We start from the raw sequence: 12,986 nt of genomic DNA, 5'->3' as shown, positions 1-12,986 counted from the left end.
TGTGGACCCCCACCCCCGACCCCTCCCCGCAAGGGGGAGGGGGGCGCAGTTGAGCGCGGAGCGGGAGCGAAGCCTCAAGCGGCCTTCCCCTGGGCCAGTGAGGCGAAGGTCTTGCCTTCGTCGGCGAGCTGCTTGAGCAGCGGCGCCGGCTCCAGCGACGGATCGTTGGTCTCCTTCGCATAGTACGCGAGCCGCTCGGCGATGTGCTTCAGGCCGACGCTGTCGGCCCAGTACATCGGGCCGCCGCGATAGATCGGCCAGCCGTAGCCGTAGAGCCAGACGACGTCGATATCCGACGGACGCGCCGCGATGCCTTCGGCGAGGATCTTCGCGCCCTCGTTGATCATCGGATACATCATGCGCTCGAGGATCTCCTCGTCGCTGACGGCGCGGCGCTTGAGGCCGAGCTTGGCGAGAGTCTCGTCGATCAGCTTCTCGACATCCGGATCCGGCAGCGCCGAACGCGAGCCGGCCTCGTATTTGTAGTAACCCTTGCCGGTCTTCTGGCCGAAGCGGCCGGCCTCGCACAGCGCGTCCGCGATCTCGCTCTTGATGCCGCGGTCCTTGCGCGAGCGCCAGCCGATGTCGAGGCCGGCGAGGTCGCCCATCGCAAACGGGCCCATCGGCATGCCGAACTTGGTGACGACGGCATCGACCTGCTGCGGCAGCGCGCCTTCGAACAACAGCTTCTCGGCCTGCTTGCCGCGCTGCGCCAGCATGCGGTTGCCGACGAAACCGTCGCAGACGCCGACCACCGCCGGCACCTTGGCGATCTTGCGCGCGATCGACACCGCGGTCACCAGCGCATCCGGCGCGGTCTTCTCGGCGCGTACGATCTCGCACAGCTTCATGACGTTGGCCGGCGAGAAGAAGTGCATGCCGAGCACGTCCTGCGGACGGCTGGTCTCTGCAGCGATGGCATCGATGTTCAGGTACGAGGTGTTGGAAGCGAGCACCGCGCCCGGCTTGGCGTATTGATCGAGCTTGCCGAACACTTCCTTCTTCACGGCCATGGTTTCGAACACCGCCTCGATGATGAGGTCGGCGTCCTTGACGTTCTCCAGCCCGACCTTGCCGTCGATCAGCGCCATGCGCTTGGCCGGCGCATCAGCAGGGATACCGCCGCGCGCGGCCGTCGCCTCCCAGTTCTTCTGCATGATTCCCATGCCGCGCTTGAGCTGCTCCTCGGCAGTCTCGATCAGCGTGACGGGGACACCGGCATTGGCGAACGACATCGCGATGCCGCCACCCATTGTGCCGGCGCCGATGATGGCCACGCGCTCGACCTTGCGGCCCTTGGTGCCCTCGGGCACGCCCGCAATCTTGGCGGCCTCACGCTCGGCGAAGAAGGCGTAGCGCTGCGCCTTCGACTGGTCGCTGGCGACCAGCTTGAGGAAGCCCTCGCGCTCACGCTTCAAGCCCTCGTCGAACGGCAGGTCGATCGCATAGCCGACGGCGTCGGCCGCAGCGAACGGCGCTTCCAGGCCGCGCGACTTCTTGGTGATCGCGGCCACCGCATTGGTGAAGATCGAACGATCGGCCTTGGCCGCCGCAATCTTCGACTCGTCATCGCGCAGCTTTCGCAGCGGACGGTTCTCCGCCACCACCTTGCGCGCGAACTCCACGCCGCCCGACGCCGGGCCTTCGACGATCTCCTCGACCAGGCCGGCCTTGAGCGCCTCGGCCGCACCGATCGGATCACCGCCGACGATCATCTTGACCGCGAGCTCAGGCCCGACCGCGCGCGGCAGACGCTGCGTTCCGCCCGCGCCCGGCAGCAGGCCGAGCTTCACCTCGGGCAGACCAAGCTTCGAGTCCTTGGTCGCGACACGGTAATGACAGGCCAGCGCCACTTCGAGGCCACCACCAAGCGCCGTGCCGTGGATCGCGGCGATCACCGGCTTCGGGCTGTTCTCGATCGTGCTCAGGACATCGTTGAGCGCCGGCGGCTTCGGCGGCTTGCCGAACTCGGTGATGTCAGCGCCGGCGATGAAGGTGCGGCCGCCACAGGTGAGCACGATGGCCTTGATCGCGGGGTCGTCGATCGCCGCCTTGACGTTGTCGAGGATGCCGCCGCGAACTGCGGCACTCAGCGCATTGACCGGCGGGCTGTCGATGGTGACGATGCCGATGATGTCATGACGATCAAGCTTTGCCACTTCGCTCACGCGTAAGCTCCTTGGATGTCGTTTCTTTGCGGCCAGTTAACGCACCAGCCAATTCTTGGACCTTCATTTGCGCAGAGTATCAGCCTTGCTTGCGTCTACTCGCTGCCGAACTTCAATTCCGCAGTGCGAAACGTAATTCCACATCTTGACAGCCAGGGTTATTTTGAAGCACGAGCGTTGTCAACGAGGCTCATCAATCAACAGCCGATGACATGAAACGCCCAGGGAAGAAAGCTGCGACCGATCGCAACTTCGTGGTTGCGCTGTCACGCGGCCTCGAAGTGCTCAGGGCTTTCCGGCCCAATGACGGCCTCTTGGGAAACCAGGAGATCGCGGCGCGTACCAATCTGCCCAAGGCCACGGTGTCGCGCCTGACCTATACGCTGACCAAGCTCGGCTATCTCACCCCGGTTCCTCGCTTCGAGAAGTACCAGCTGGCGCCTTCCGCGCTGCTGCTCGGCTATGCCGCGCTCGCCAATCTCGGCGTGCGCCAGCTCTCCGAGCCGTTCCGCGAGCAATTGATGCGCGAGACCGGCGGCGCGGTGGCGATCGGCGGCCGCGACCGCCTCAGCATGATCTATATCGGCCAGAGCCGGCACGGCGTCGTGAATGTCGAGCTCGACGTCGGCTCGCGGATTCCGATCGCGACCACGGCGATGGGCCGCGCCTATCTCTGGGCCCTGCCCGAGGAGGAGCGCACCGCGCTCATGCGCGAGATGCGCGAGCATTACGGCAACCGCTGGCCGAAGATCCGCGACGGCATCGAGCGCGCCGGCGAGACCGTCGCCAGGCACGGCTTCACGATCTCGGCGGGCGAGTGGCAGGACGACGTTCACGCCGTCGGCGCGGCGCTGAGGCTCAACGATGGAACGGGTCCCTACGCGATCAATTGCGGCGCGCCCGCATTCCGCTTCACGGAAGAGCGTCTGCTCACCGACATTGGACCTCGCCTCGTGGCGATGGTAAGAAAAATCGAAGCGGCGCTTGGCGGACTCGCGCCGCAAACTAATCAGACGAATGTTCATACGAACAATTCGTCTCACAAAGACCTCAATAAAAAGCCGAAGCCAGGAGGAAAAGTTGCCCGTGTTGCCGAGGGTATCAGATAGCCTGCATCATCGTCACGTCCGGCTGGCGCCGCGCCCGTTCCTGAGCAATGTTGGGAGGGGCGAGACGAGATGACGCAGGCACAACTCGCCCCCACCAACGACCCGCTGCTCGCGGTCCGCGACGTCAGCGTGGTGTTCGGCGGCATCGTGGCGCTGAACGGCGTGTCGTTCGACATGCAGCAGGGCCAGATCCTCGGCCTCATCGGTCCGAACGGCGCCGGCAAGACGACGCTGTTCAACTGCCTCAGCCGACTATACCAACCGAGCGCCGGCGACATCCTGATGGAAGGCTGCAGCATCCTGACGCGGCCGCCGCATCGCATCGCCGAGATCGGCATCGGCCGTACGTTTCAGAACGTCGCGCTGTTCCCGAACCTCTCCGTGCTCGACAACGTCCGCGTCGGCACGCATGCGCGGACTTCGAGCGACATCATCTCGGACTCGCTGCGGCTCGCGTGGATCAGGCGCAGCGAGAAATCCGTGAACACCAAGGTTCACGAGATCCTCGCCTATCTCAATCTCGAGGAGGTCGCGCACAAGGCCGTGTCCGGCCTGCCCTTCGGCACGCAGAAGCGCGTCGAGTTGGCGCGCGCGCTGGCCGCCGATCCGAAGATCCTGCTGCTCGACGAGCCCGCCGGCGGCCTCAACCACGAAGAGGTCTATGTGCTCGGCGACCTGATCCGCCGCATCCGCGACGATCGCCACGTCACCGTGCTGCTGGTCGAGCATCACATGGGCCTTGTCATGTCGATCGCCGATCACGTCGTGGCGCTGAATTTCGGTCGCAAGCTCGCCGAGGGCACGCCGGCCCAGGTGCAGGCCGATCCCGACGTCATCAAGGCCTATCTCGGGAGCAAGGATCAATGACGGCGCTTCTCAACGTCAAGGATCTCAGGGCGTATTACGGCCAGGTCCAGGCCCTGCACGGCCTCTCCTTCTCGCTCAACGAGGGCTCGCTGACGACCCTGCTCGGCGCCAACGGCGCCGGCAAGACCACCACTCTGCGCGCGATCTGCAACATGGTGCGCTCGACAGGTGCGATCGAGTTCGAGGGCAAGCCGCTCAACAACAAGTCGACCGAGAGCATCGTCCGTTATGGCATTGCCCACGTTCCGCAGGGCCGCGGCACCTTCACCAACATGACGGTGGAGGAGAACCTGCAGCTCGGCGCCATCACCCGCAACGACAAGGCGGCCATCGTCACCGACATCGAGCGGATGTACTCCTACTTCCCGAAGCTCAAGGAGCGCCACACCCAGCAGGCCGGCACACTCTCGGGCGGCGAGCAGCAGATGCTGGCGGTCGCCCGCGCGCTGATGCTGCGCCCCCGGCTGATGCTGCTCGACGAGCCGTCATTCGGTCTGGCGCCGCTCGTGGTGCGCGACCTCTTCGGAATCCTCGGCAAGATCAATCGCGAGGAAAAGGTGTCGATCCTCGTCGTCGAGCAGAATGCGCAGCTGGCGCTGGAGCTCGCCGACCAGGCCTACGTCATCGAGACCGGCCGTATCGTCATGTCGGGTGTCGCAAAGGACATCGCGAACGACGAGAACGTCCGCAAATCCTATCTGGGCTACTGACGGAGTCGGGACAATGGAACTCTTCACCAACCAGGTCCTGGCCGGAATCGCGACGGGCGCGATCTACGCCTGCATGGCGCTCGCCGTCGTGATGATCTACCAGGCCATCGACCATCTCAACTTCGCGCAAGGCGAGATGGCGATGTTCTCGACCTTCATCTCCTGGCAACTGATGCAATGGGGCCTGCCCTATTGGGCCGCCTTCATCGCCACGCTGATCTTCTCCTTCATCGGCGGCATCGCCATCGAGCGCGTGCTGTTCAAGCCGCTGACCAAGGCGCCGATCCTCACCCAGGTCGCCGGCTTCATCGCGCTGTTCTCGATCATCAACTCCTGCGCCGGACTGATCTGGGACTTCACCATCAAGCAGTATCCGACGCCGTTCGGCTCCTCGCCGTTCCTCGGCAGCCAGCTGATCTCCACCCATCAGGCGGGCATGATCGGCATCACCCTGCTGCTCCTGGTCGGCCTGTACTTCTTCTTCCAGTACACCCGGGTCGGCCTGGCGATGCGCGCAGCCGCAGCCTTGCCGGAGTCGGCACGGCTGGTCGGCATCAACACGTCCTGGATGATCGCACTCGGCTGGGGCATGGCGGCGGCGATCGGCTCGATCGCCGGCATGCTGATCGCGCCGGTCGTCTTCCTCGAGCCCAACATGATGGGCGGCGTGCTGATCTACGGCTTTGCCGCCGCGGTGCTCGGCGGTCTCACCAGCCCGTTCGGCGCGGTGCTCGGCGGCTTCCTGGTCGGCATCTTCGAGAATCTCGCCGGCACCTACATCCCGCATGTGGGCAATGAGATGAAGCTGCCGATTGCGCTGGCCCTCATCATCTCCGTCCTGGTCATCAAACCCGCCGGCCTGTTCGGCCGCAACATCGTGAAGCGAGTCTGATCATGAGCGCAGTCGAGGAAATCGCATCCCAGGCGCCCGCGGTCGAGGCCGTTCCGAAGCGGGCGATGACCCTGAGCTCCGGCACCACTTTCGTCGTCGTGCTTCTGCTTCTGGTGGTCCCGCTGTTCGTCAAGAACTTCATCATCTTCCAGATGACGATGCTGCTGATCTACGGCCTCGCCGTTCTGGCGCTGAACATCCTGACCGGCGGTTCCGGGCAGTTCTCGCTCGGGCAGAGCGCGTTCTACGCCGTCGGCGCCTATACGTCCGCGATCCTGATGGAGCAGTACAACATCAACTACGCGCTGACGCTGCCCGTCGCCGGCGTCATCTGCTTCGGCTTCGGCTTCCTGTTCGGGCAGCCGGCGCTGCGGCTGTCCGGCGTCTATCTGGCGCTGGCGACCTTCGCGCTCGCCACCGCCATGCCGCAGATCCTCAAGCTCGGCTTCTTCGAGCAATGGACCGGCGGCGTGCAGGGCCTGGTCGTCACCAAGCCGGACGCGCCGTTCGGCCTGCCGATGTCGCAGGACATGTGGCTCTACTACTTCACCCTGGCGATCACGATCGCGATCTACATTTTCTCGGTGAACCTGTTGCGCTCTCGCTCCGGCCGGGCGTTCATGGCGATCCGCGACAACGAGATCGCCGCCTCCGCCATGGGCATCGACGTCGCAACTTATAAGACGCTGGCGTTCGGCGTCAGCGCGGGGATCACGGGCGTCGCCGGCGGGCTCGGCGCAATCGCTGTGCAGTTCGTGGCGCCGGACAGCTACACGATCGTGCTCGCGATCTCGCTGTTCCTCGGCATGGTGGTCGGCGGCGTCGGCTGGCTGCCCGGCTCGTTCGTCGGCGCCGCCTTCATCATCTTCGTTCCCAACATCGCCGAAGGCATCTCCAAGGGCCTGTCCGGCGCGGTGTTCGGCGTGCTGCTGTTCCTCGTCATCTTCCTCGTGCCGCACGGCTCGCGGCAGGTGGCGATGGTGGCGCAGCAGCTGCTCGGCAAACTCAGAAAGAACTAAGGAGGAACTCTCTTGCAGGTCGCTCAACAACTCCGGATCGCCGCCCTCGCGACGGCGATCGTCGCCCTCACCTCGGGCGCAGCATTCGCCCAGAAGAAATACGACACCGGCGCATCCGATACCGAGATCAAGATCGGCAACATCATGCCCTATAGCGGACCCGCGTCCGCCTACGGGGTGATCGGCAAGACCGAGGAGGCGTATTTCAAGAAGATCAACGCCGAGGGCGGCATCAACGGCCGCAAGATCAACTTCGTCACCTATGACGACGCCTATTCGCCGCCGAAGGCGGTCGAGCAGGTGCGCAAGCTGGTCGAGAGCGACGAGGTGCTGTTCGTCTTCAACCCGCTCGGCACGCCGTCGAACTCGGCGATCCAGAAATACCTCAACGGCAAGAAGATCCCGCAGCTGTTCGTCGCGACCGGCGCCACCAAGTGGAACGATCCGAAGAACTTCCCGTGGACCATGGGCTGGCAGCCGAGCTACCAGAGCGAGGGCCGGATCTATGCGAAGTACCTGTTGAAGGAGAAGCCGGGCGCCAAGGTCGGCGTGCTGTTCCAGAACGACGATTTCGGCAAGGATTATCTGAAGGGCCTCAAGGACGGCCTCGGCGACAAGGCCGCCTCGATGATCGTGATGGAGGAAAGCTACGAGACCTCCGAGCCCTCGATCGACGGCCACATCGTCAAGCTGAAGGCCTCCGGCGCCGACGTGTTCTTCAGCGTCACGACGCCGAAATTCGCGGCCCAGGCGATCAAGAAGCTCGCCGAGATCGACTGGCATCCGACCCATCTGGTCGTCAACGTCTCGGCGTCGGTCGGCAGCGTGATCAAGCCGGCCGGCTTCGAGAACTCGCAAGGAATTCTCTCGGCCGCTTACGCCAAGGACGCGGCGGACGCGCAGTGGGACAATGATCCCGGCATGAAGAAGTTCTTCGACTTCCTCGCGCAGTATGCTCCTGACGCCAACAAGCTCGACAGCTCGACCGTCTATGGCTACGGCGCGGCGCAGACGCTGGTGAAGGTGCTGCAGATGTGTGGTGACGATCTCACCCGCGCCAACGTCATGAAGCAGGCCGCGAGCCTGAAGGATTTTGCGCCGGACACGCTGCTGCCGGGCGTCAAGATCAACACCTCCGCCACCGACTTCGCTCCGATCGAGCAGCTGCAGATGATGCGGTTCAAGGGCGAGAAGTGGGAGCTGTTCGGCGAGGCGATCAGCGGCGCCGTCGAGTAACCGACGACACGAGACATCGCGCACCGCCGCAGAAAGCGGTGCCGATCTTCACTGGCCCTCCGTGCTATCAGCGCGGAGGGCTTTTTCATTTCGAGGCTGCATCTGCCGGACGCGGTGAACGGACACCACAGCATTGATCTCTAGCTGTTATCGCACAGCACGCACCCGTCGAGATTGCGCTGACATCTCGCAGCCGCACAGGAAGGCGGCCGCACTTGCGAACCGCGAAAACACGGCCCGTGCCGTGATGTCGCAACTAAGCCGCGCGGGCTCTGCTATAGTTCTGGTTCTAACAAGAGCCTCCGAGAAGGAAGCCGCGACACGTCATCCAGAACCAACACGGGAGATACGCACAATGATGATCACGCGCAGAACAGCGCTCGCCTCGGTCGCCGCCATCGCCCTCGCCTCGTCAGGCGCATTCGCCGCCGACAAGAAATACGACACCGGAGCCTCCGACACCGAAATCAAAATCGGCAACATCATGCCGTATAGCGGGCCTGCCTCGGCCTATGGCATCATCGGCAAGACGGAAGCCGCCTATTTCAAGAAGATCAATGCGGAAGGCGGCATCAACGGCCGCAAGATCAACTACATTTCCTATGACGATGCCTACTCGCCGCCCAAGGCCGTCGAGCAGGCGCGCAAGCTGGTCGAGAGCGACGAGGTGCTGCTGATCTTCAACTCGCTCGGCACGCCGTCGAATACCGCGATTCAGAAATACATGAACGCCAAGAAGGTGCCGCAGCTGTTCGTGGCCACCGGCGCCACCAAATGGAACGATCCGTCCAACTTCCCGTGGACCATGGGCTGGCAGCCGAGCTACCAGGCGGAGTCGCGGATCTACGCCAAATATCTCCTGAGGGAGAAGCCCGACGCCAAGATCGCCGTGCTGTATCAGAACGACGACTACGGCAAGGATTACCTGAAAGGCCTCAAGGACGGGCTCGGCGCCAAGGCCGCCAACATGATCATCATGGAGGAAAGCTACGAGACGACCGAGCCGACGATCGACAGCCACATCGTCAAGCTGAAGTCTACCGGCGCCGATGTCTTCATGAACATCACGACGCCGAAATTCGCGGCCCAGGCAATCAAGAAGGTCAAGGAGATCGACTGGAAGGCGCTGCACCTCCTCAACAACGTCTCTGCGTCCGTCGGCAGCGTGCTGAAGCCCGCAGGTTATGAGAACTCGCAGGACATCATCTCGGCGGCCTATCTGAAGGACGTTTCCGATCCACAATGGAAGGACGACGCAGGGATGAAGCAGTTCCTGGACTTCATGGCCAAGGACTTCCCCGAAGGGGACAAGCTCGACGGCGGGACCGTGGTCGGCTACGGCGTGGCCCAGACCCTGGTGCAGGTGCTGAAGCAGTGCGGCGACGACCTCACGCGGGCAAACGTCATGAAGCAGGCGGCGTCCTTGCGCGACTTCCGCACCGAGATGCTGCTGCCCGGCATCAGCATCAACACATCGGCGACCGATTTCGCTCCGGTCAGCCAGCTGCAGCTGATGCGGTTCAAGGGCGACAGATGGGAACTGTTCGGCGACGTCATCTCCGCAGATGTCGGCGGCTGAAACGACGAACTCACAACTCTCCTGCGGCGTCACGCCGCAGGAGAGGGTCTTTGCGACAACATCTGCTTTCTTTGCCCACCATTTCTTAAGCTAGGAGTTGGCGGAACGGCGGTCATGCAGCGGCGGCGGTTACACCGCGCGCACGGCTGGGCTATGGGACGTCCTTCGGAGTGAAACGAGTCGCCCGCGCTGCGGGCGGATCCAACAACAAGGCCAAGCTCCAAGGCCGCGAAGGAGTCTCTCACGTGACCACTGCCCTCACCCGCCGCACGCTCTCCGGCCTCCTCGGCCTCGCGCTCGTCGGCGCCGCCGCCGGCAGCGCCTGCGCCGATAAGAAATACGACACCGGCGCCAGCGACACCGAGATCAGGATCGGCAACATCGTGCCCTATAGCGGCCCGGCCTCGGCCTATGGCTCGGTCGGCAAGGCGATGTCGGCGGTGTTCAAGAAGGTCAATGACGAGGGCGGCATCAACGGCCGCAAGATCAACTTCATCTCCTATGACGACGCCTATTCGCCGCCGAAGACGGTCGAGCAGGCCCGCAAACTGGTCGAGAGCGACGAGGTGCTGTTCCTGTTCGGCGTGCTCGGCACGGCGCCGAACACCGCGATCCAGAAATACATGAACGCCAAGAAGGTGCCGCAGCTGTTCGTCGCGACCGGCGCCACCAAATGGAACGAGCCGAAGACCAATCCATGGACGATGGGCTGGCTGCCGAGCTATCAGTCGGAAGCCCGCATCTATGCGAAGTATCTCACGGCGCAGCAGCCGACCGGCAAGATCGCGGTGCTCTACCAGAACGATGACATGGGCAAGGACTATCTGAAGGGCCTCAAGGACGGTCTCGGCAGCGAGGCCTCACGCGTGGTGCTGGAGGAAAGCTATGAGATCGCCGAGCCGACGGTGGAGTCGCACATCGTCAAGATGAAGTCGGCCAATCCCGACGTCGTCATCCTGTTCACGACGCCGAAATCGGGCGCGCAGGCGATCAAGAAGCTCGGCGAGATGAGCTGGAAGCCGCTCACCATCATCTCGAATGTCAGCGCCTCGACCGCGGCGGTGATGCGGCCGGCGGGCGTCGAGAACTCGCAGGGCGTGATCTCGGCCGCCTATGCCAAGGATGCCTCGGATCCGCAGTGGGCCAATGACCCCGGCCTCGGCGCGTTCCGCGAGCTGCTCGCCAAATACCTGCCGGAAATCAACCCCGTGGATTCCTCGGCGCTCACCGGCTACAACATCGCCACCACGATGGTCGAGGTGCTCAAGCGATGCGGCGACGAATTGACTCGCGCGAATGTCATGAAGCAGGCGGCAAGCCTGAAGCAGTTTGCGCAAGGCGGGCTGCTGCCCGGCGTCACGCTGACCACGGGCCCCGACGATTTCCAGCCGATCGAGCAGCTGCAGCTGATGCAGTTCAAGGGCGAGCGCTGGCAGCTGTTCGGCGAGGTCATGAGCGGCGAGCTGAAGTAAGCCGCCGCACCATCGCGGGCGGCGCCGCATGAGCAGCCGCCGTCCGCTGTTGCGCGCCATCTTCGACGCCGCGGTCGCCGCGGCGCATCCCGACGTGGTGCTGCCGGCCTTTCTGCCGGCCGCTCCGAAGGGCCGGATCATCTGCCTCGCCGCCGGCAAGGGCGCCGCGGCAATGGCGGTCGCCGCCGAGCGCCACTATCTCGACACGCTCGCGTTCGATTCCGCGAAATTCGTCGGCATCGCAACCACCCGCCACGGCCACGGCGTGCCGACCCGCCGGGTCAAGGTCATCGAAGCCGGCCATCCGATGCCCGACGAAGCCGGGCTGAAGGCCGCGGACGACACGCTGCAGCTTGCCGCGGCGGCCGAGGCCGACGACCTCATGCTGGTGCTGATCTCCGGCGGCGGCTCGGCCAACTGGGTGGCGCCGGCGAACGGCGTCAGCTTCGCGCAGAAGCAGCAGCTGACCCGGGCGCTGCTCCGCTCGGGCGCGCCGATCGGCGAGATGAACATCGTCCGCAAGCATCTGTCGCGGATCAAGGGCGGCCGGCTGGCCCGTGCCGGGCATAAGGCCGAGATCGTGACGCTCGCGATCTCCGACGTGCCGCACGACGATCCCTCGGCCATCGCCTCCGGACCGACGGTGCCGGATCCGACCACGCTGGCGGACGCCCGCGCGATCGTCGCGAAATACAGGCTGGAGGTCGACCCGGCGATTGCTCGTGCGCTCGAAGATCCCGCCAATGAGAGCTGCAAGCCTGGCGACCCGGCCTTCGCCCGCGCCTCGTTCGAGTTGATCGCGCGCCCCGCGAGCTCGCTCGAAGCGGCTGTGGCCGCCGTCAAGGCGGCCGGCTACGATGTGCTCGACCTCGGTGCCGATCTCGAGGGCGAGGCCCGCGAGGTCGCCGCCGATCATGCCAAGCTGGCGCGGGAGGCCCGTTCGCTCGGCCGCCGCATGGCGATCATCTCGGGCGGCGAGCTCACGGTGACCGTGCGCGGCCACGGCCGCGGCGGGCCGAACCAGGAATATGCGCTGGCGCTCGCCGACCTGCTGAAGGACATGGACAGCGTCGCGGCGCTCGCCGGCGACACCGACGGTGCCGATGGCGGCGGCGGCAGCGCTTCCGATCCCGCCGGCGCGCTGGTCGATGCCGAAGTCATCGCGGCGATGCGGGCGCAGAAGCTGGACCCGCAGGCCTATCTCGCCAACAACGACGCCACCGCCTTCTTCGCCGCCACCGGCGGCCTGCTGCAGACCGGGCCCACGCTGACAAACGTCAACGACGTCAGGGTCATCCTCGTCGATTGAGGGCGCGCCCGCGCGCCTTCAAAACTCCTCCGCGATCTTGGTCAGCATCGCGAGCAGCGTGTCACGGCCGTCGGGGCCCAGCAGCTCGTTCAGCCGCGCCTCGTGCTTGGAGACCACCAGCTTCTTGGCGCGGGCGAGCACGCTCTTGCCCTTCTCCGTCAGCAGCAGGATGTGCGAACGTCGGTCATTGGCCGAGCGGACCCGGGTGCAGAGATCGCGGCTCTCCAGGCTGTCCAGCAGGGACACGAAATTGGGCCGGAGGATGCCGAGCGTATTGGCGATCTCGGTCTGGTTGCGGCCGGGATTGGCATCGAGCAGCAGCAGCACGGAAAACTGCGCCGGCGTCAGCTGCAAGGGTGCGACGCAGCGCAGGAAGTCCTCGAACACCTTCAACTGCGCCCGTTTCAGCACATAGCCGAGCAGATCGGAGAGCTCGCCGAGCTGGACCGCTTGCGTCTCCTCGGCGGCTACGGCAGCTTCCTTGCGGCTGTCCCGCTTGCTGACGGGCCTGGCGCTATCGGACATCACGATCCGCCAAATTCATCTTTGCTTCCATCCCTGGTCTCGAATGCCGCAGCCGGAACAGCGGCCTTGAGATTATAATCGATAATTGTTATCCACTATA

The 12,986-nt window shown here is 64.6% G+C and carries 11 protein-coding genes; 9 read left to right on the top strand and 2 right to left on the bottom strand.

The features are described from left to right. Positions 1-74 precede the first annotated feature (74 nt). A complete protein-coding gene (locus NLR35_RS09485) occupies positions 75-2,168 on the bottom strand; it encodes a 3-hydroxyacyl-CoA dehydrogenase NAD-binding domain-containing protein (RefSeq protein WP_257166301.1) in 2,094 nt (697 codons plus the stop codon). Between the two features lie 212 nt (positions 2,169-2,380). Between NLR35_RS09485 and NLR35_RS09480 the strand changes: the two genes are divergently transcribed. The 9 genes from NLR35_RS09480 to NLR35_RS09440 all read left to right on the top strand — a co-directional run bounded on the left by NLR35_RS09480 (position 2,381) and on the right by NLR35_RS09440 (position 12,361). Continuing rightward, positions 2,381-3,277, top strand: coding sequence for an IclR family transcriptional regulator (locus NLR35_RS09480; RefSeq protein WP_257166300.1), 897 nt, complete (start codon positions 2,381-2,383; stop codon positions 3,275-3,277). A gap of 69 nt (positions 3,278-3,346) precedes the next feature. Continuing rightward, positions 3,347-4,144 (top strand): ABC transporter ATP-binding protein, encoded by a 798-nt coding sequence (locus NLR35_RS09475; protein ID WP_257166299.1) that lies wholly within the window; start codon positions 3,347-3,349, stop codon positions 4,142-4,144. After that, positions 4,141-4,854: an ABC transporter ATP-binding protein gene (locus NLR35_RS09470; RefSeq protein ID WP_257166298.1), complete on the top strand. Its 714-nt coding sequence runs from the start codon at positions 4,141-4,143 to the stop codon at positions 4,852-4,854. The genes NLR35_RS09475 and NLR35_RS09470 overlap by 4 nt, the downstream gene beginning before the upstream one ends. A gap of 13 nt (positions 4,855-4,867) precedes the next feature. Further along, complete coding sequence (locus NLR35_RS09465; RefSeq protein WP_008965221.1) at positions 4,868-5,746, top strand: branched-chain amino acid ABC transporter permease; 879 nt, start codon at positions 4,868-4,870, stop codon at positions 5,744-5,746. A gap of 2 nt (positions 5,747-5,748) precedes the next feature. After that, positions 5,749-6,765, top strand: a complete 1,017-nt coding sequence (locus NLR35_RS09460) for a branched-chain amino acid ABC transporter permease (RefSeq protein WP_257166297.1) — start codon at positions 5,749-5,751, stop codon at positions 6,763-6,765. A 12-nt stretch (positions 6,766-6,777) separates the two neighbouring features. Then, the gene (locus NLR35_RS09455) at positions 6,778-8,001 is read left to right on the top strand and encodes an ABC transporter substrate-binding protein (protein ID WP_257166296.1); all 1,224 of its coding nucleotides are present in this window, start codon (positions 6,778-6,780) and stop codon (positions 7,999-8,001) included. 355 nt (positions 8,002-8,356) lie between these two features. Next, on the top strand, positions 8,357-9,580 hold the full coding sequence (locus NLR35_RS09450; protein WP_257166295.1) for an ABC transporter substrate-binding protein: 1,224 nt from the start codon (positions 8,357-8,359) through the stop codon (positions 9,578-9,580). A gap of 245 nt (positions 9,581-9,825) precedes the next feature. Next, entirely contained in the window at positions 9,826-11,052 is a 1,227-nt protein-coding gene (locus tag NLR35_RS09445) for an ABC transporter substrate-binding protein (RefSeq protein WP_257166294.1), read from the top strand. Between the two features lie 28 nt (positions 11,053-11,080). Then, positions 11,081-12,361, top strand: a complete 1,281-nt coding sequence (locus tag NLR35_RS09440) for a glycerate kinase (RefSeq protein WP_257166293.1) — start codon at positions 11,081-11,083, stop codon at positions 12,359-12,361. A gap of 18 nt (positions 12,362-12,379) precedes the next feature. Here the strand turns inward: NLR35_RS09440 and NLR35_RS09435 are convergent, their stop codons facing one another. Then, positions 12,380-12,886, bottom strand: a complete 507-nt coding sequence (locus NLR35_RS09435) for a MarR family winged helix-turn-helix transcriptional regulator (protein ID WP_257166292.1) — start codon at positions 12,884-12,886, stop codon at positions 12,380-12,382. Positions 12,887-12,986: the final 100 nt, after the last annotated feature.

Origin of the sequence: Bradyrhizobium sp. SRS-191, assembly GCF_024586915.1 — a bacterium.
In the GTDB taxonomy this organism is placed as follows: domain Bacteria; phylum Pseudomonadota; class Alphaproteobacteria; order Rhizobiales; family Xanthobacteraceae; genus Bradyrhizobium.
The sequence above is the reverse complement of the archived record's forward strand: the minus strand, read 5'-3'. Positions and strand labels throughout refer to the sequence as shown.

Bases quoted from the DNA above. Each gene is read 5' to 3' on its own strand.
- NLR35_RS09480 (WP_257166300.1), top strand. From the start codon at position 2,381: ATGAAACGCCCAGGGAAGAAAGCTGCGACCGATCGCAACTTCGTGGTT.
- NLR35_RS09475 (WP_257166299.1), top strand. From the start codon at position 3,347: ATGACGCAGGCACAACTCGCCCCCACCAACGACCCGCTGCTCGCGGTC.
- NLR35_RS09470 (WP_257166298.1), top strand. From the start codon at position 4,141: ATGACGGCGCTTCTCAACGTCAAGGATCTCAGGGCGTATTACGGCCAG.
- NLR35_RS09465 (WP_008965221.1), top strand. From the start codon at position 4,868: ATGGAACTCTTCACCAACCAGGTCCTGGCCGGAATCGCGACGGGCGCG.
- NLR35_RS09460 (WP_257166297.1), top strand. From the start codon at position 5,749: ATGAGCGCAGTCGAGGAAATCGCATCCCAGGCGCCCGCGGTCGAGGCC.
- NLR35_RS09450 (WP_257166295.1), top strand. From the start codon at position 8,357: ATGATGATCACGCGCAGAACAGCGCTCGCCTCGGTCGCCGCCATCGCC.
- NLR35_RS09440 (WP_257166293.1), top strand. From the start codon at position 11,081: ATGAGCAGCCGCCGTCCGCTGTTGCGCGCCATCTTCGACGCCGCGGTC.
- NLR35_RS09435 (WP_257166292.1), bottom strand. From the start codon at position 12,886: ATGTCCGATAGCGCCAGGCCCGTCAGCAAGCGGGACAGCCGCAAGGAA.